The organism is Empedobacter sp. UBA7252 (genome assembly GCF_002472765.1).
Classification (GTDB): Bacteria; Bacteroidota; Bacteroidia; order Flavobacteriales; family Weeksellaceae; genus Empedobacter; species Empedobacter falsenii_B.
On record NZ_DKSQ01000044.1, the window covers coordinates 40774 to 59472 of the forward strand.

General features: G+C 32.9%; 15 protein-coding genes. 8 read left to right on the top strand and 7 right to left on the bottom strand.

Features of this window, described 5'->3' with window-relative positions; translation table 11 throughout:
- Positions 1 to 41 precede the first annotated feature (41 nt).
- The 4 genes from B2X73_RS05700 (at position 42) to B2X73_RS05715 (ending at position 5287) form a co-directional block, all read left to right on the top strand.
- Positions 42 to 824, top strand: coding sequence for a GLPGLI family protein (locus B2X73_RS05700; RefSeq protein WP_291095979.1), 783 nt, complete (start codon positions 42 to 44; stop codon positions 822 to 824).
- A 99-nt stretch (positions 825 to 923) separates the two neighbouring features.
- Positions 924 to 1526: a bifunctional nicotinamidase/pyrazinamidase gene (gene pncA, locus B2X73_RS05705; protein WP_114998876.1), complete on the top strand. Its 603-nt coding sequence runs from the start codon at positions 924 to 926 to the stop codon at positions 1524 to 1526.
- A gap of 141 nt (positions 1527 to 1667) precedes the next feature.
- On the top strand, positions 1668 to 2444 hold the full coding sequence (locus B2X73_RS05710; protein WP_291095981.1) for a GLPGLI family protein: 777 nt from the start codon (positions 1668 to 1670) through the stop codon (positions 2442 to 2444).
- 95 nt (positions 2445 to 2539) lie between these two features.
- Entirely contained in the window at positions 2540 to 5287 is a 2748-nt protein-coding gene (locus tag B2X73_RS05715; RefSeq protein ID WP_291095983.1) for a TonB-dependent receptor, read from the top strand.
- 46 nt (positions 5288 to 5333) lie between these two features.
- On the opposite strand, the gene B2X73_RS05720 is transcribed toward B2X73_RS05715, so the two are convergent.
- Genes B2X73_RS05720 through dapF form a run of 3 tightly spaced genes read right to left on the bottom strand, consistent with a single transcriptional unit; the run spans position 5334 to position 8572 of the window.
- The gene (locus tag B2X73_RS05720) at positions 5334 to 6734 is read right to left on the bottom strand and encodes an FAD-dependent oxidoreductase (protein WP_291095985.1); all 1401 of its coding nucleotides are present in this window, start codon (positions 6732 to 6734) and stop codon (positions 5334 to 5336) included.
- A 29-nt stretch (positions 6735 to 6763) separates the two neighbouring features.
- Positions 6764 to 7786: an endolytic transglycosylase MltG gene (gene mltG, locus B2X73_RS05725; RefSeq protein WP_038331083.1), complete on the bottom strand. Its 1023-nt coding sequence runs from the start codon at positions 7784 to 7786 to the stop codon at positions 6764 to 6766.
- A gap of 9 nt (positions 7787 to 7795) precedes the next feature.
- A complete protein-coding gene (gene dapF / locus B2X73_RS05730; RefSeq protein WP_038331176.1) occupies positions 7796 to 8572 on the bottom strand; it encodes a diaminopimelate epimerase in 777 nt (258 codons plus the stop codon).
- A gap of 161 nt (positions 8573 to 8733) precedes the next feature.
- Here dapF and B2X73_RS05735 point away from each other — a divergent pair, with 161 nt between their 5' ends.
- The 3 genes from B2X73_RS05735 (at position 8734) to B2X73_RS05745 (ending at position 11364) form a co-directional block, all read left to right on the top strand.
- Positions 8734 to 10251 carry a Do family serine endopeptidase gene (locus B2X73_RS05735; RefSeq protein ID WP_221853974.1) on the top strand — a complete coding sequence of 506 codons (1518 nt, stop codon included), beginning with the start codon at positions 8734 to 8736 and terminating at the stop codon, positions 10249 to 10251.
- Between the two features lie 263 nt (positions 10252 to 10514).
- A complete protein-coding gene (locus tag B2X73_RS05740; RefSeq protein ID WP_291095987.1) occupies positions 10515 to 10814 on the top strand; it encodes a hypothetical protein in 300 nt (99 codons plus the stop codon).
- A gap of 67 nt (positions 10815 to 10881) precedes the next feature.
- A complete protein-coding gene (locus tag B2X73_RS05745) occupies positions 10882 to 11364 on the top strand; it encodes a hypothetical protein (protein ID WP_286495068.1) in 483 nt (160 codons plus the stop codon).
- On the opposite strand, the gene B2X73_RS05750 is transcribed toward B2X73_RS05745, so the two are convergent.
- Entirely contained in the window at positions 11336 to 11851 is a 516-nt protein-coding gene (locus B2X73_RS05750; RefSeq protein WP_291047749.1) for a hypothetical protein, read from the bottom strand. The two genes, B2X73_RS05745 and B2X73_RS05750, sit on opposite strands and share 29 nt — an antisense overlap.
- A gap of 99 nt (positions 11852 to 11950) precedes the next feature.
- Between B2X73_RS05750 and B2X73_RS05755 the strand changes: the two genes are divergently transcribed.
- Positions 11951 to 12526, top strand: a complete 576-nt coding sequence (locus B2X73_RS05755) for a DUF3575 domain-containing protein (protein ID WP_291047747.1) — start codon at positions 11951 to 11953, stop codon at positions 12524 to 12526.
- A gap of 38 nt (positions 12527 to 12564) precedes the next feature.
- On the opposite strand, the gene B2X73_RS05760 is transcribed toward B2X73_RS05755, so the two are convergent.
- From B2X73_RS05760 to rpoC, 3 genes are all read right to left on the bottom strand, one after another.
- Positions 12565 to 13884 carry a dihydrolipoamide acetyltransferase family protein gene (locus B2X73_RS05760; RefSeq protein WP_291059149.1) on the bottom strand — a complete coding sequence of 440 codons (1320 nt, stop codon included), beginning with the start codon at positions 13882 to 13884 and terminating at the stop codon, positions 12565 to 12567.
- A 235-nt stretch (positions 13885 to 14119) separates the two neighbouring features.
- Positions 14120 to 14413, bottom strand: a complete 294-nt coding sequence (locus B2X73_RS05765; protein WP_038331074.1) for a DUF3467 domain-containing protein — start codon at positions 14411 to 14413, stop codon at positions 14120 to 14122.
- Entirely contained in the window at positions 14413 to 18690 is a 4278-nt protein-coding gene (gene rpoC, locus B2X73_RS05770) for a DNA-directed RNA polymerase subunit beta' (RefSeq protein WP_291047741.1), read from the bottom strand. Before rpoC ends, B2X73_RS05765 begins: the two co-directional genes overlap by 1 nt.
- Positions 18691 to 18699: the final 9 nt, after the last annotated feature.

An 18699-nucleotide genomic window follows, 5' to 3' on the forward strand; every position in this document is an offset into this window, starting at 1 on the left:
TTCATACAATTTCTTGTCTAAGAACTATAAGCACATTTAAAATGAAAAAAATAATTTCAATTTTTGTTTTACTATTTAGTTTTTCAGCCTTTGCGCAACAAGAAAAAGTAGAAGTTTCGTACACAACACGTATCATTTTACCAGACGATTTTACATTTCAACCTCCTAGTGGCGGTAATGGACGTACGATGCCAAAAGAAATGCAAGAGCAATTCAAGAAAAATATTCAAGAGCCGCAAGAAGCTAAGTTGACTATTTTGGGTGATGAATCGTTGTATAAAATGGTTGAAAAAATATCAAACGATCAAAATCAAGGTTCTAGAGGAATGAGAGGCGGAATGCGAATGATGTCGATGAATGGAGATAATATTTATAAAAATAGTACAAACCATTTGCTCTTAAAGGAACAAAACATGATGGGAAAAAGCTATGTTATAAAAGATTCTTTGCAAAATTTTGATTGGAAATTAACGCGCGAAACAAAAACAATTTTAGGAAACGAAGCCAAAAAAGCAACTGCTATTATTGATAGCGTTCAGACAACAGTTTGGTACATTCCAACTTTGAAATATAAAACTGGTCCAGAAAATTATTGGGGATTACCAGGTTTAATTGCAGAAGTACAAACAGAGATTAACAGAGGCATGTTTAAAGGCTCTAAAATTATTTCTTTGACGGATATCAAAACATCAACAAATTCAAAACCAATAGAAAAACCAAAAGATAAAGGTGCTATTTCTCAAACAGAATTTGATAAATTGATGCAAGAACAACGCTCACGTTTTGAAGAAATGCGAAATTCTGGCGTAAATAAACGAGATTAAGGTTTCTTAAAATTGAATTAATTATTTGTAATAATTAATTCAATTTCATATCATAAAACTTATATTTAATTCTAAATTAATCTTAAGAAATAAAATACTATGAAAGCTTTAATCATCGTAGATATGCAATACGATTTTTTACCAGGAGGTTCCTTAGCTGTGAATGACGGAGATAAAATTATCGAACGCATAAACAAATTACAAGAAAAGTATGATGTTGTTGTGGCAACGCAAGATTGGCATCCAGCAAATCACAAAAGTTTTGCTTCGCAACACACAGATAAACAACCTTTTGATGTAATCGAATTAGGTGGAAATCGTCAAGTTTTGTGGCCAGATCATTGTGTACAAGGCACTAAAGGAGCAGAAATACACAAAGATATCAAGCAAAATAAAATAAGTGCAATAATCCGAAAAGGTATGAATCCAGAAGTTGATTCGTATAGTGCTTTTTTTGATGTGAATAAAAAGAATCCGACAGGGCTAAATGGATTTTTGAAAGATCATAATGTAACAAGTGTATACATTTGCGGCTTAGCAGCAGATTATTGTGTATATTACACAGCAAAAGATGCTTTAGCATTGGGATATACAACATATATTTTAGAAGGAACAACAAAGGCTATTAACCAAGAACTTTTTGATGAATTGAAAGAAGATTTTATCAAAAAAGGAGGAAATGTCTCGACGTATTTATTATAATATTATCAATAAATCGCTAGATAAAAATGTCATTTGGAAATCCTTAACTTTTTGAATGACATTTTATTTTTTAGAATAAATTCAAAAAATATCTGTAACATTAGTCTACAAAAGCAGACTAATTAGACAAATACAATAATTATGAAAAAAGCAATCTTAACATTTGTCTTAGGAATTATTACAACTACAATTTCTATCGCGCAAGACAATAAAACACAAAATATCGATGCAACTTATGTAATGGAAGTTAAAATGGACTACGAAAAAACCATGAAAACTATTCCAGAAGCATACAGAGCTCAAGTTGGAGGAATGCTAAAAGCTGAAATTGATGCAGGAATTTTTATGACTTACTTCTTTAAAAGTAATTCCAAAAATTCAACATTTACATTAGAAGAAAAAGTAAATAACGGACAAGGTGGATTAGGAATAATTGCTCAACAAATGGCTGCAATGGATAATAAACCAACTTATAAAGACTTTACTGTAACTCCAAATATGTATTACAAAGAAGTTGATATGGGTGTAAAACAATATTTGATTAAAGATCAAATTCCAGATTATAAATGGAAAATCTCGCGTGAAAAAACGGATATAGCTGGTTACAAAGCGACAAAAGCGGAAGGCGTTATGATGGATTCTATTCCTGTGACAGCTTGGTATGCGCCAGAAATCCCTGTAAAAGATGGACCAACTTCATTAGCTGGATTGCCAGGTTTGATTATAAAAGCTGAGTTTGAAATGAATGGAGCTAAATTAATTTACACATTGAAAGATTTAAAAATTTCTGAAAAAGAATTGAAAATTGCTTTACCTACAAAAGGAGAAGTTGTTACACAAGATCAATTTATGAAAATCGTAATGGATATTCAGAAAAAAATGCAAGAACAAATGAATGGAGGTCTAGACACTAAATAATTCATTCAAAACATATAAAAACACATCTGTTTCTAACACATAAACAGATGTGTTTTACAAAAAAATCTATTTGAGTCATCAACTAAAAAATACATATGAAGAAATTACTCTATCTAATTTTATTTACTTCTGCAGCTCAAATCTCGTTTGCGCAAGAATGTAAATTAAAAGGATCTGTTGCAAATGATGCTGGAATTCCTGTTACAGACGCTTCTGTCTCTATTTTTGATAGTAAAAACGAAGGCAAAGGTTTTGTTTTTACAAGCAATATGGGTGAATTTGAATTCAAATTGCCTTGTGGACAAAAATATGACATCGAAATTGAGCAAGCTGGTTACGAAACATATGTTGAGAATGTTGATTTGACTGAAAATGTCAACAAAAAAATAAAGCTTAAACAAGGAAAAGAAATTTCCTTAAAAGAAACAATTGTAAAAGCTCAACAAGCAATCAAAGTAAAAGGTGATACAATTGAGTTTGATGCAGATTCTTTCAAAGTTGGAAATGAGGAAACATTAGAAGATATTCTTAAAAAATTACCTGGAATTGAAGTTCAGAATGGTAAGGTAATGTACAAAGGTAAACCAATGTCGCAAGTAACAGTTGGTGGACGTGAAGTTTTGGGTGGTAACGAAAAATTATTGAACAAAAATTTACCTTCGGATGCAGTTTCTAAAATTCAATTAAATACTAAGTTCAAATCAAATCCGTTTGCTTCTTCCTTACAAGAAGATGACGAACAATTCTCGTTAAACATCGAACTAAAAGATGATATGAAACGTCTTGCATTTGGTAATGTGACGTTAGGTGGAGATGCGGATAAACATACAGATGCACAAGCAAAGATTTTCTATTTCTCAGAAAAAACGGACGGTACTTTAATCAATGATTTTAATACATTCGGGAAACAAGTTTTTGATCAAGATGATTATATGAGCTTCTTTGGTGGATATTCTGAATTTAATTCTGAAGGAAGTATTTATTCATTAAGAGGAAATTCGAACAATCTAAACTTAATGACAAAAAATGATGCGCCGAGTATGAATACCTATAATGGTGCTGTGCATTTTGGTGTTGAACCAAATAAGAAATTAAAAATCTCTGGTTTTGGTTTACTTAATACCAATAATATTCGTTACAATTCTAAATCTGAGCGTTATTACAACAACATCGAAACGCCTTATACAACTGTCGATCAAGAACAAAATAAGAGCAATATTTTGATGGGAATGTCGCGTTTGCGTTTAGATTATAATCCGAATGATAAAGGACAAATTAAATATCGCTTAAACTTTAATTATTTAGATAGCGAAAACGAGCAATTGGTTGATAGCTATTATAATGATCAAAAAAATAGCTTTAGAAATGTAAATTCTGAACAGAAGAATTATTCTTTATCACAAACTTTATCTTACATCCGTAAAGTTGGGCGCGATGATAATGTTGGTTTATATTTCCGTCATCAATATCAAAAAGATACGCCAGATTACAATGTTTTATCAACAGCAAATCCGTTCTCATCTTTTAATTTGTTCAAGAATTTATCTCAAGTAAATAATCAATATAATATCAATCAAGATCAAAACTTTGTTTTGAATACTGTTCAATTATATGGAATCTATAATCATTTGTTGACAAATACATCTAACCTTAAAGTAAAAGTTGGAACAAATTTTAGTACACAAGATTTTGAGAATAAAATCTATGATTTTCAGAAATTAATGAATAATAATTTATTAATCAGTAATACAGATCTAGATTACAACGAGTCTTTTGCTGATGTAACGTTGACAAAAAAATTAGGAAACTTTCAAGTAGATGCAGGAGCAGGAATTTCATTTTTTAATGAAAAATCTAAATACCAAGATGGTGAAAAATTAAATCGTTCGGAAACAAAATTTTTACCTCATTTGAATTTGCAATACAAGTTTAACAATGCAACAAGTGTTCGCGCTAGTTATACACAAAACTATAGCTATCCGTACACAAAAGATTTTAATGATTCGTACACAATTCAAAGTTATCAATCGATTTTCTATGGAAATAGAAACTTAAGACAAGCTTTGACACATACAGCAAGTCTTAATTTTAGTCATTTTAACTCATTCACATTTTTTAATATTTTTGCGAATTTGAGTTATACATTACAAGAAAAAAGTATACAAACACAATCTGTTTTAAACCGTGATTTTATCATCTCAGGAAACGATACAATTGTAAATAACTATCAATTCAATACCTTAATTAATTCTGGTAATAATCAAGAAACTTATTCAGGATATTTCATGATTGGGAAACGTTTTGCTAAATGGTACAATGCACGATTAACAGGTAATATTTCTACTTCTAATTATTATACCATTACACGAAATATTGAATACAAAAATGGTGTTGTAACAAATGATAAATTAAACAATGTTAACAACAAGAGTTTTAATCAAACTTATAATTTAGAGAACTCATTTACATTCAAAAAGAAATTTGAATTGAAGGCTGGGGTTAATTTAAACCTAAGTAAATATCAATCATTATCTGAACAGAAATTTACGAACTGGCGTCCATATGGAGAAGCTGCTTGGTCCGCTACAAGTAAATTATTAGTTCAGACCGATTTCTCTTATCGTTTACAATACCGCGATGGAGTAGAAATAAACACAGCAAAAGAATGGAATGCTTCTGCACGATATAATATTGCGAAGAAAACTTATTTAACTCTTACAGGTGGAAACTTATTAGGAAACAACGTAATTGTTTCGAATGGATTTAATGATAACTACATATCGACTACAACTAAAAATGTTTTGGGAAGGTATTTTATCGTGAGTTTACGATATAAGTTCTAAAATAAATGAATTAAATAGTAAAAGCCCTTCAATTGAAGGGCTTTTACTATTTAATCACTTGTGGATAATCAAACAAATTATTCGGATCATATTTCTTTTTCAACTTTTGTAATCGAACCAAATTATTCCCGAAATAAGCATTATTTGCATCAGGAAAATTGATATCTGGATAATTTCGGTATTGTTTTACATTTCCAAGATTTCTTAACAATTGTTGCACTTCTTCAAATGATTTTGTCAACTTTTCTTCTTGCGAAGGCAAATCCCAATATGCTTGTAATTCGCTCAAATAATTAATATCACGATGTGGATAAGCAGAATCTGAAGCTTTGACTTCATTTATTTTTCCTCCCAAAGTATTGATCTGATAAATCATTCCTTTAGAAGCAACAACTTTTGCAAAAATATCTTCCAAACCTTTTTCTATATCTTCAATTCCTGTGTACAAACCAGCCGAAGAATTTTTGAAATAAATCGGCTCTGTTACGCCATAATAATTTTTGAGCGCAGCAGCCAGATTTCTATTTTTCATAGGTTTGTAATCATTCGATAATGGAATTAAACTCGAAAATATTTTCTCAAAATCTGTTTGATTTACTGCAAAATTGGTAAATAAAATCGTTAAAAATTTTCCATTCAACACAAAAGCCGAAAAAGCATCGTTGGGTAACTTTTCCGTTGCTTGAAACCAAAGTAGAATTAATTTGACAAATTTATCAGAAGTCAAATTATTAAACTTCATGCGATATCCACTGAAAGATTGTGGTGCTGGATAAGTTTTGAAATGTAATTCCGTCACAACTCCAAAATTTCCATTTCCTCCTCCTTTACACGCCCAAAGTAAATCTGGATCTTTATCAGAGTCGATTGTATTTCCTTTGTAATCGATCATTTTTACACGAAGCAGATTATCACAAGTCAAACCATATTTCCGACTAAAAAAACCATAACCACCGCCCAAAGTCAAACCACCAATAGCGACAGTTCCACACGAACCAGCTGGAATAATTCTTTTCTTAGGTAAAAAATTCGCATAAATCTCTTGCAACAAACAAGCTGGTTGTAATTTCACTTTATTCTCTTGCAACCACGTAATTTTCTTCATCAATCCAAGATGAATCAACAATCCGTTATCAACATTCGAAAAACCTTCAAAACTATGTCCTCCACTTCGAATGGCAATTTTTAGTTTCTTTTCGTTTGCTAATGCAATTGCTTTTTTTATTCCAGTTTCAGATTTACAAACTGCTATAATTTTCGGAAACTTCTCAATTCTTTTGTTGAATGATTTTCGGTATTGATCATATTTTGCATCATCTTTTGTCAAGATTATTAAATCATCATCCAAAAAATCATCAAACGAATAAAAAGACATAAAAAAAATTCCTAAACTACCTGTACCAAGCAGTTTTAGGAATTCTCTTTTTGTATAATTTGGTTGTAACATAGCTAAAATTGGTTTAGCTAAAGATACAACTATTTGATATTATTCTCTTTTAACCAATTTCTATAATTCTCAGCATTTTTCAAATGTTCCTGATAATCATTGGTATAAATGTGGTAACCTGGTTTTTTAGGATCTGCAACAAAGAAAATAAAATCGTGATTTGCTGGTGATAAAACCGCATCAATTGCTCCTAAATTTGGTAAACAAATTGGTGCTGGTGGCAAACCTTTGTTACGATATGTGTTGTACGCATTCGAAGACCACGTCCATTTTTTGTACACACGTTGTACTTTTTGATCCCAACCATTTTCCATTTTGTACGCATAAATAGATGTTGGATCGGCTTCTAAACGCATATCTTTCGCCAAACGATTCATATATGCACGTGCAACTTTTTGTTGTTCATCCATATTATCAGATGATTCCAACTGTACAATAGACGCCAAAGTTGTCACTTGCAAAGGTGTCATGTTGAGCGCTTTTGCTTTTGCCAAACGATCTGCATTCCACACTTTGTCGTGCTGCGCCACCATTTTGTCCACAAACTTTTCTGGTGTTAATCCCCAATACACGAAATACGTTTCTGGAATAAAATATTGTTTAACTGTTTCGTCGTTTAACGTTGTATCGTTTTTTTCTTTCACAAAATCGCGAATAGCTGTCAAAACTTCGATAGAGTCCATATCAATTTGTTTGGAAACTGAACCCGCCAAATGATAAATTGTTGGCTCATTTTTGATACGAAGCTTCACTTCTTCTTGCTCTCCCCCTTGCAAACGATCAATAATATCGCGGTTAGAATCTGAGCTTGATATTTTATATTTTCCAGATTTTATCGTTGCTGGATAATCTGCATCTTCTGCATATTGTTTGAACAATTTTACATCCTTCAAAAATGGTTTTAAAGAATCTAAAACTTGTTCAAATTTAGCTCCACGAGAAATATAGATATAACCATCTTTGGTTGCATTCCCTTTGAAACCGTCTATAAATGTACATCCTACAAATGCGAATGAACAGATTAATATTAATACTAAATTTAATTTTTTCATTGGATTGAATTAAATTTCAATTTCACCTTCAAAAACTTTTACTGCTGGTCCATTTAACCAAACATTGACAAAGTTATGATTATTTTCTTCAAAATTTACAGATAAATCTCCACCCATTGCTTTTACTTTGATATCTTTTTTGTCTACCAAATTTTTGACATAAGCAGAAATCGCAGCTGCCGTAATTCCTGTTCCACAAGCCAAGGTTTCGTCCTCTACTCCACGCTCATACGTACGAATTGCAAGACTATTATCTGGCATAACTTCAACAAAATTTACGTTAGAACCTTTCTCAAAATAAGGCGCACCATTACGAATTGCTTTTCCTTTTTTGTAGACATTAATATCTTTCAAATTCTCCACAAATTCTACGTGATGCGGGGAACCTGTGTTCATAAATAAATATTTGTCGTGATCTTCTACTTCATTTACATCAATCATCTGTAAACGAATAACTTCTTGATCTACGATACCATGATGCAAACCATCAATCGCATTAAATGTCATTTTGTCATTGGCAACATCCAAATCATTTGCAAATCGAATAATACAACGTCCTCCGTTTCCGCACATTGTACTTTCGTTTCCATCCGAATTGAAATACACCATTCTGAAGTCTGAATTTTCATCATTTTGTAACAAAATCAAACCATCAGCTCCTATACCAAAATTACGATCACATAGCCTATTAATCAATTCTGTAGAGATTGGAAACGTTTTTTCTCGATCATCAATCATGACAAAGTCATTCCCAGCTCCTTGATATTTATAAAATTTTAATTTCAACTTCTTTAATTTTAAACAAAGTAAAGACATTTTTGTCACTCTTAACTAATGTTATAAAAGATTTATAATATAGTGTTAACATGCGTTAAACGGTTTGAAATGTTAAAATTTTGGTCTTAAATTTGATTAAATCTAAAACATTAAAAACTTATATAATAAAGATGAAAAAATATACAGGATACTTATTAGTTGGATTAGTGAGTTCTATGACAACTATGGGAGGTTTTTATTTGATGAACGAAAATGGAAGTAATCCATTTATTACAAACGCAAGTCATCAGAAAAACGGAGACTTTGAATTTGTAGATTATAAAGGAAATTATGGCTATGATGCGCCAAACTTTGTGCAGGCATCTAACAAAGCAGTACATACGGTTGTGAGTATCAAAAATTATTCGAATCAAAGACAGCAACAACAGCAACAAATGTTTGATCCTTTTGATTTCTTTTTTGGTCAACCAGAACAACAACAAAGAAGAAGACAACAACAGCAACCAGATCAAGATCAACCATCCGGAATGGGTTCTGGTGTAATTATTTCTCAAGATGGATATATAGTTACAAATAATCACGTGATACAAGGTGCTTCTAAGATTGAAGTGACTTTGAATAATCAAAAAAGTTATATTGCTGAATTAGTTGGAACTGATCCAAGTACAGATATTGCCTTATTGAAAATTAGTGAAAAAGGTTTACCATTCACAAAATTTGTCGATTCTGATGCCATTAATGTTGGAGATTGGGTGTTAGCAGTTGGTAATCCATTTGGATTGACTTCTACTGTTACAGCAGGTATTGTTTCAGCAAAAGGGCGTAGCATTAATATTTTAGGTAAAAATTCTGAATCACCAATCGAATCGTTTATTCAAACCGATGCAGCGATTAATCCAGGAAACTCTGGTGGTGCTTTGGTGAATGCAAACGGAGATTTAATTGGTATTAATACAGCTATTTCTTCGCCAACAGGAGCTTATTCTGGTTACGGGTTTGCTGTTCCTGCAAACTTGGTAAAAAAAGTTGTTGAGGATATCAAATCGTACGGAATTGTACAACGTGGATATTTAGGTATCAAAGGTTTTGATTTATCGAATGAAGATGCTGTAAAACAATATAACAAACAGTTCAAAAAGAACATTAAAACCGATAATGGAGTAATGGTAACTGAATTGGTTGCGAAAGGATCAGCAATTGATTCTGGAATCGAAGAAGGAGACATCATTACAGCTGTTGATGGAAAACCAATTACATCTTTCTCTTCGTTATCATTCATCGTAGGTAGCAAACGTCCTGGTGACAATGTTGCACTTACTGTAAGACGTGGAAACTCTGAGAAAACATACAACATCACATTGAAAGATGCTAAAGGAAGCACTAAAGTGAGAAGCAAATCTGACTTAACGCCAACTGAAGTTCTTGGTGCAGAATTTGAGCCATTAACAGAACGTCAAAAAGATAGTTTCGGAATTAATTATGGTGTCATGGTAAAACATTTAGATAATGCAGGAAAATTAGCAGCAGCAGGTGTTCAAGAAGAATTTATTATCTTATCTATCAATGATAAAAATGTAAGTTCACAAGACGATATCGAAAAAATCTTAAAAAATTATAAAGGTCGCGTGTCAATTAAATTTGCAGATTATTACGGACGAATCTATACAAAAGGATTCACGATGGATTAAAATTTTGAGTAGATTTTAAATTTTAATAAATCATTATAAATAGCTACAACAAGATAAGTTGTAGCTATTTATCTTTACATTATATTTGTTTAACGAAAAACTATCCCATATTTATTAAAAAAATTATTCTTTCACTCTTTCTTTTGTTTAGTTCTTTTTCTTATTAACAAGAAGTTCTATGGGGACCAACCTTAAGCTACTCTAATCAATCTGGAAACTTTGGTAAAGCAGGTTTATTTTTTCTTTTCGGCTTAGGTGATAATATGGTTGATTTTAAATTAGACTCAAATGCTAATATGGGATATATGCGAGATAATTTTCACGTAATTCCTGAAGTTGGCATTACAGGATATGTTACCGCGAGCCAGTTGATGTATATTTTTCCATTTGTAGAAAGTGAATTTACACCTTATACAATTACTCCAAAAGCTGGTATTTCATTAGCTTCTTTTGTAGATTTTGGTTTTGGATATGGTTTTAAGATTAATAAAAAAGATAGTTTTAAACCTATCAAAGGTTTTCAATTTTCAATTGGAGTAAATATACCTCTCAATTTGAAATAAAAAATCATTAATGATGATGAAAATTTATTTTTTGGGAGAAAGCTAAATAATTCATTAATTTTATCACATGAAAAAGTTCATCGCAATCTTTGTTTTTATCATTAGTTTTCAAGCGAAAGCACAACAAAATTTATCCGATTATTTTACAATTAATCTTGGTTATGAATATTGGAACGGAAATTACGGAAAAGTTGGAACAGATTTGTTCTTAGTACAAGATAATAACAATATTTTGACGTTTAGCGCCAATGCTAATTTGGGTTATATGAAAGACAAATTTCGTGTAATTCCAGAAGTTGGAGCTGGATATATGTTCAATTTTCGCAACAATACTGGTGATCCATATAGCTCTAACTTTAACTCTGCTTTTTATGTTATCCGTACTGAAGTTTCTCCGTGGACAATTACTCCAAAAGCTGGTATCGCAGTTTTGAGCATTGTAGAGTTAAATGCTGGCTATTCTTTCGAGTTTAGAGAAAATAAGGATTTTAAAGATATGAGCGGTTTCCGAGCTGGATTAACTATTCACTTGCCGACTCAGCTTTTTTAGCATTTCTAATACTTTTACGCAATTCTTTCAAACGAATATATAAATCTGAAGTCGACGCATTTTCTTCAATTGCATTAAAAATAAAGACACCTTTATCAATATAAAAGAAGATGATAGCTTCGTGATCTGCTACTTTAAAAGCATTTGTAATCCCATTTATTTTGTTCTCAACCCAAGATAATTTGCATGTTTTCAAATCAAAAATATGATCTTCATTACCCAAAATATCTTTGAAGATTAATTGTTCTCCTTGCGCATACAACACACCACTTCCTTGAAAAGATTTCATTTTAAGAAATCTACCTTGCGGACGCCCAATATTATAACGTACAACAGCCTTTAGATCTACCTGATCTGGTAAACTTTTCAGCGTATGTTGTTCATTTTTCTCTCTGACTTTCGCATCAGATACGGCAATAACAAAGAATATCGAAACAAAAATTCCGAAAATCAAAAATATTATTAGGATTGATATGATTGGTGCCATAATATATTAAATGTTAAGTAAAGTTATAAAAAAGCTTGAATTAATATCTAAATAAACCTTTTTTTTTACCTTAGCTTCGCAAACTGATAAAAATTACGAATGAATAAATTAATTTGGTTGTTATTTCCCGCCACAATCTTTGCTCAAAAAGGAGAAACACAAATAAAAGTTAATGCGTTAACAATGCCACTTGCAATGGTAAATCTTGGTGTTGAACATGCAATCACAGATAGAATAACTTTACAAGCTGACGGTTTTATCTCTCCTTGGAAATCATTTGCAGGTAATCATTTACAAATGTATATGGCTTTTGGTGAAGGTAGATATTACTTTGATAAATCTTTTAGTAAATTTTATATAGGTCCAAACATTGGAGTTGGTTTCTTTGATATTCAAAAATGGAATTATTGGAACACTGATAAATATCAACGTGGAGTAGCAATCTTAACAGGAGCTACAATAGGTTATCAAGTAAAAATTAACGAACATTGGGGATTAGATGTTTTTGTTGGTGGAGGACACTCTCAAGGAAATTACAAAGGATATTATAAAGAAGATTCTCCTAATTTGGGACGATATGATTCTGCGCAATCATTTAATAAAAGTGGGGAGTGGCTGCTTTACAAAGGCGGTGTAATGCTTACTTATAAATTTAAACGAAAAAAATCCAACTAAAATTAGTTGGATTTTTTATATCTAGTATTATTTTACTCTTACACAGGCGTATTCATATCGAAAGCCTCTAGATATTCGGCAACACGTTTTACAAACATACCTCCTAAAGCTCCATCCACAACACGGTGATCGTAAGCATGAGATAAGTACATTTTATGACGAATTGCAATCATATCTCCTTGCGGAGTTTCGATAACAGCAGGTTTTTTCACAATTGCACCAACAGCCAAAATAGCTACTTGAGGTTGAGGAATAATTGGCGTTCCTAATGTATTTCCGAAAGAACCAATATTTGTAATTGTATACGTTCCTCCCTGTATTTCTGCTGGTTTCAATTTATTATTACGCGCACGATTTGCTAAATCATTAACCTGAGAAGCTAACCCCGCTAAATTAAATTGATCTGCATTTTTGATAACTGGAACAATTAAATTTCCACTTGGTAAAGCAGCCGCCATTCCAATATTGATATTTTTCTTCTTAATAATTTTATCTCCATCAACCGAAGCATTAATCATTGGGAAATCTTGAATTGCTTTTGCTACAGCTTCGATAAAAATTGGCATGAAGGTAATTTTCTCACCATGTTTTTTCTGAAATTCATTTTTATTTTTATCTCTCCACAACACAATATTCGTCATATCAACTTCTACGAAAGACGTTACGTGAGGAGCAATTTGTTTTGCTTGTAGCATATTTTGCGCAATAATTTTACGCATTCTATCCATTTCGATAATTTCGTCTCCTTCACCAACAGAAATTGGCGCAGATTGCACTTGCGGTGCTTGAGGTTGAGCAACTGGTGCAGCAACAGAAGTCGTAACAACTGTTTTCGCTGGTTGATTTCCTCTATTTTTAACGAAATCCAAAATATCATCTTTCGTTACACGTCCGTCTTTTCCTGAACCTAAAATTTGATCTAACTCAGCCTGAGAAACACCTTCTTCTTTCGCAATAGATTTTACTAAAGGAGAATAAAATTTATCATCTGACGAAGTAATAAGCGTTTCAGTTTTGATTGTTGCAACTTCAGCTTCGATAGATTTTGCTGCATCAGCAATTTCCTGATCGCTATTTGTATCTACTTCTTCTACCGAATCAGCTTGTTCTACAACTCTATCAACAGACAAAATTGCGATAGGCTCACCTACTTTTGCAATTTTGTCTACTGGAACTAAGATTTCTTTTAAAACTCCTGCAACTGGCGAAGGAACATCAGAATCTACTTTATCTGTTGCGATTTCTACAACCGATTCATCTTCACTAATCGAATCGCCAATATTTTTGATCCAATTTGTTACAGTAGCTTCCATTACACCTTCTCCCATAGAAGGTAGAATTAATTTATAGTCAGACATTCTTGTGTTATTTGCTAAATACAAATCTAAACATTTTTTCGATTCAAAAAAATACTGTTAAAAAGATTAATGTATTTTATTTTTAAATTATTCGCATTAATATCATAAATAATTATCAATTTAATAATTGATCTAACATTTATAAGATTATTTTTAATGATTTGATAGTTTTGATTGCATAAAAAAATCCCCCAATCTAAGATTGAGGGACTTTTTGAAATATTAAGAATGATTCTTAAGCTTCGTAAGTTGCAGTACCGTTGTTTACTTGAGGTTCTTTGATTTCACCAAAGCTTTTCTCAAAGTTAGTTACGTTTTCTGCTAACGATTGAGATAATTGTTTTGCTTGTAATGGAGACAAAATAATTCTTGATTTTACTGATGGTCTAGCACCTGGTAAAAATTGAACGAAATCTACAACGAACTCAGATGGTGAGTGGTTGATGATTGCTCCTGTAGCATAAACACCTTGAGCTACTAATTCGTTTAACTCAATGTTTAATCCTTCGTTTTGTTGATTTTCTGACATTATAATTCTTGTTTTGCGTTTATTAATTCCTCGTATTCACGGTTAGATCCTACGATGATGTTTTGATACTCTTTTAATCCAGTTCCGGCAGGAATTAAGTGTCCAACAATAACGTTTTCTTTTAATCCTACTAAACCGTCTACTTTACCAGCTACAGCTGCTTCGTTAAGAACTTTTGTAGTTTCCTGGAACGATGCCGCAGACATGAAAGATTTAGTTTGTAAAGATGCTCTTGTAATACCTTGTAAAACGGCTTCTGCTGTTGCAGGTAAAGCCTCACGAGCTGTCACTAAGTTTTTGTCTTCACGTTTTAATTTAGAGTTTTCGTCACGTAATTCGCGAACTGTGATGATTTGTCCTGGACTTAATGTGTCAGAATCACCAGCATCTTCTACGACTTTCATTCCAAATAAACGATCGTTTTCTTGCATGAAATCGTCTTTGTGCTCTAAACTATCTTCTAAGAATCTTGAATCTCCTGAGTCTACAATACGAACTTTACGTAACATTTGACGTACGATAATTTCGAAGTGTTTGTCATCAATTTTTACCCCTTGTAAACGGTATACATCTTGAATCTCGTTTACTAAGTATTCTTGAACCGCTGTTGGCCCTAAGATTCTTAAAATATCTTCTGGTGTAATTGCTCCATCTGATAAAGGCTCACCTGCACGTACGAAGTCATTTTCTTGAACTAAGATCTGTGCTGATAATTTAACTAAGTAACGACGGATTTCACCATTTTTAGATTCAACGATGATTTCACGGTTACCACGTTTTATTTTACCAAAAGAAACAACTCCATCCATTTCACAAACAACTGCTGGATTAGATGGATTACGAGCCTCTAACAACTCTGTAATACGAGGTAAACCTCCTGTAATATCGCCAGATTTAGCTGACTTACGAGGAATCTTAACTAAGATTTTACCTGCATTAATTTTTTCACCATCATTTACCATTAAGTGTGCACCTACTGGTAAGTTATATGTTTTTTCTTCACCATCAATCGTGATAACTCTTAACGCTGGAACTAATTTTTTATTACGTGATTCAGAAATAACTTTTTCTTGGAATCCTGTTTGCTCATCGATTTCAATTTGGAAAGTTACCCCTTGCTCTAATTGTTCGTATTCGATTTTACCAGTAGATTCTGCGATGATTACCCCGTTATAAGGGTCCCAACTTGCAATCTCTTGACCTTTTTGAACTTTAGCTCCGTTTTTAACAGATAAGATAGTACCATAAGCGATGTTAGTTTGTTGACGAACGTTTCCTAAATCGTCAATTACTTTCATCTCTGTAGAACGAGAAACAACTGTATCTACTTTGTTACCTGCATCATCTGTCGATTCAACAGTACGTAAGTCATCAAACTCAATTGTACCATCAACTTTAGCATTAATTGTATTTTGCTCAGAAACGTTACCCGCAGTACCCCCAACGTGGAAAGTACGTAATGTTAACTGTGTACCAGGCTCACCAATAGATTGCGCAGCAACTACACCAACTGATTCACCTTTCTGAACACCTTTACCTGTAGCTAAGTTGCGTCCGTAACATTTAGCACAAATTCCAGTTTTTGCTTCACATGTTAATGGAGAACGAACTTCTACATTTTCAATACCAGCTGCTTCTAAGGCATCACCAATATCTTCTGTAATAATGTTACCAGCAGAAATGATTAATTCACCATTATCTGGGTTGTAAATATCATTTAATGAAGTACGACCTAATACACGAGAAGATAAACTTTCGATGATTTCTTCTTTTTTCTTAAGTGCAGATACTTCTAAACCTCTTAATGTACCACAATCTTCGTGCATTACGATAACGTCTTGCGCAACGTCAACTAAACGACGAGTCAAGTATCCAGCATCGGCAGTTTTTAAGGCAGTATCGGCAAGACCTTTACGCGCACCGTGCGAAGAAATAAAGTACTCTAAGATAGACAGACCTTCACGGAAGTTAGAGATAATTGGGTTTTCGATGATATCCCCACCAGTAGAACCAGCTTTTTGAGGTTTAGCCATCAATCCACGCATACCTGATAACTGACGAATTTGCTCTTTAGATCCACGTGCTCCAGAATCAAGCATCATGAATACAGAGTTAAATCCTTGTTGATCTTCTGTCATACGTTTCATTACAATTTCTGTTAATGTCGCGTTTGTTGTTGTCCAAACATCAATAACTTGGTTGTAACGTTCGTTATTTGTAATAAGACCCATGTTATAGTTCATCTTAATGTTCTCAACTTGGTTGATCGCACCTGAGATAAGGTCTTTCTTTTGTTCTGGGATTAAGATATCTCCTAATGAGAATGATAAACCACCCTCGAAGGCATTACGGTATCCTAATTGTTTCATATCATCTAAGAAAGCAGCCGTTGTAGGGAAATCTGTAATCTTGATAATTTTATTAATAATTGTACGTAACGATTTTTTCGTTAATACTTCATTAATATAACCTACTTGTTTCGGAACGATTTGGTTGAATAACACACGTCCTACAGAAGTTTCGATTAATTGATTTTCTATCAACTCCTCTCCTACACGAATTGTTCCTTTTACACGAATTGGCGCGTTTAAGTCAACAGCTCCTTCGTTGTATGCAATTTGAACTTCTTCATCTGAATAGAAAGTTAATCCTTCTCCTTTTACTGTAAATTGGTGGTCTGTGCGACGAATTTTCGTCATGTAGTAAAGACCTAAAACCATATCCTGAGAAGGTACAGTAATTGGAGAACCATTTGCAGGATTCAAAATATTTTGAGAAGCCAACATTAATAATTGTGCTTCTAAAACAGCTTCTGGTCCTAATGGTAAGTGAACAGCCATCTGGTCACCATCGAAATCGGCATTGAAGGCAGTACACACTAATGGGTGTAAACGAATTGCTTTACCTTCGATTAATTTCGGTTGGAATGCTTGGATACCTAAACGGTGTAACGTAGGGGCACGGTTTAATAAAACTGGATGACCTTTGATTACATTTTCTAAAATATCCCAAACAACTGGCTCTTTTCTATCGATAATTTTCTTAGCCGATTTAACTGTTTTTACAATTCCACGCTCGATTAATTTACGAACTACGAATGGTTTGTATAATTCAGCTGCCATATCTTTTGGTAAACCACATTCGTGTAATTTAAGTGTTGGTCCAACAACAATTACAGAACGAGCAGAATAATCTACACGTTTACCTAATAAGTTTTGACGGAAACGACCTTGTTTACCTTTTAATGAATCAGATAATGATTTTAACGGACGGTTACCATCAGCTTTTACAGCAGATGCTTTACGCGTGTTATCAAATAATGAATCAACCGCTTCTTGTAACATACGTTTTTCATTACGTAAGATTACTTCTGGCGCTTTGATTTCCATTAATCGTTTCAAACGATTGTTACGGATAATTACACGACGATATAAATCATTTAAATCTGATGTTGCAAAACGACCACCATCTAATGGAACTAACGGACGTAATTCTGGTGGAATAACCGGAATAACGCGCATTACCATCCATTCTGGACGGTTTACGTGGTGCATATTTGACTCACGTAACGACTCAACAACTTGTAAACGTTTTAACGCTTCTGTACGACGTTGTTTAGAAGTTTCGTTGTGTGCTTTGTGTCTTAATTCGTAAGATAACTCATCTAAATTGATACGAGATAATAGGTCTTCTAATGCTTCAGCACCCATTTTCGCAACGAATTTATTAGGATCTGTATCTTCTAGATATTGATTCTCGATTGGAAGAGTTTCTAAGATATCTAAATACTCTTCTTCTGATAAGAAATCTAATCTATTTAATTCTTCACCTTCTGGTCCTTTTGCGATACCTGGTTGAATCACTACATATCTTTCATAGTAAATTACCATGTCTAATTTCTTAGATGGTAATCCTAAGATGTAACCAATTTTGTTTGGTAATGAACGGAAATACCAAATATGTGCAATTGGCACAACAAGATTGATGTGTCCAATACGCTCACGACGAACTTTCTTTTCAGTAACTTCAACCCCACAGCGGTCACAAACGATACCTTTATAACGGATTCTTTTATATTTTCCGCAGGCACATTCGTAATCTTTTACAGGTCCAAAGATACGCTCACAGAATAACCCGTCACGCTCTGGTTTGTGCGTTCTATAGTTAATCGTTTCAGGTTTTAAAACTTCACCTTTAGATTCTTGAAGAATCGATTCTGGAGAAGCTAACCCGATACGGATTTTTGAGAATTGACTTGTTTTATTTTTTGTTGACATATAGAAATG

Excerpts from the sequence above, each read along its gene's own strand:
- B2X73_RS05735 (WP_221853974.1), top strand. The coding sequence starts at position 8,734 with ATGAAAAAATATACAGGATACTTATTAGTTGGATTAGTGAGTTCTATG.
- B2X73_RS05720 (WP_291095985.1), bottom strand. The coding sequence starts at position 6,734 with ATGTTACAACCAAATTATACAAAAAGAGAATTCCTAAAACTGCTTGGT.
- pncA (WP_114998876.1), top strand. The coding sequence starts at position 924 with ATGAAAGCTTTAATCATCGTAGATATGCAATACGATTTTTTACCAGGA.
- rpoC (WP_291047741.1), bottom strand. The coding sequence starts at position 18,690 with ATGTCAACAAAAAATAAAACAAGTCAATTCTCAAAAATCCGTATCGGG.
- B2X73_RS05710 (WP_291095981.1), top strand. The coding sequence starts at position 1,668 with ATGAAAAAAGCAATCTTAACATTTGTCTTAGGAATTATTACAACTACA.
- mltG (WP_038331083.1), bottom strand. The coding sequence starts at position 7,786 with ATGAAAAAATTAAATTTAGTATTAATATTAATCTGTTCATTCGCATTT.
- B2X73_RS05700 (WP_291095979.1), top strand. The coding sequence starts at position 42 with ATGAAAAAAATAATTTCAATTTTTGTTTTACTATTTAGTTTTTCAGCC.
- B2X73_RS05760 (WP_291059149.1), bottom strand. The coding sequence starts at position 13,884 with ATGTCTGACTATAAATTAATTCTACCTTCTATGGGAGAAGGTGTAATG.
- B2X73_RS05740 (WP_291095987.1), top strand. The coding sequence starts at position 10,515 with ATGGTTGATTTTAAATTAGACTCAAATGCTAATATGGGATATATGCGA.
- B2X73_RS05765 (WP_038331074.1), bottom strand. The coding sequence starts at position 14,413 with ATGTCAGAAAATCAACAAAACGAAGGATTAAACATTGAGTTAAACGAA.
- B2X73_RS05745 (WP_286495068.1), top strand. The coding sequence starts at position 10,882 with ATGAAAAAGTTCATCGCAATCTTTGTTTTTATCATTAGTTTTCAAGCG.
- B2X73_RS05750 (WP_291047749.1), bottom strand. The coding sequence starts at position 11,851 with ATGGCACCAATCATATCAATCCTAATAATATTTTTGATTTTCGGAATT.
- B2X73_RS05755 (WP_291047747.1), top strand. The coding sequence starts at position 11,951 with ATGAATAAATTAATTTGGTTGTTATTTCCCGCCACAATCTTTGCTCAA.
- B2X73_RS05715 (WP_291095983.1), top strand. The coding sequence starts at position 2,540 with ATGAAGAAATTACTCTATCTAATTTTATTTACTTCTGCAGCTCAAATC.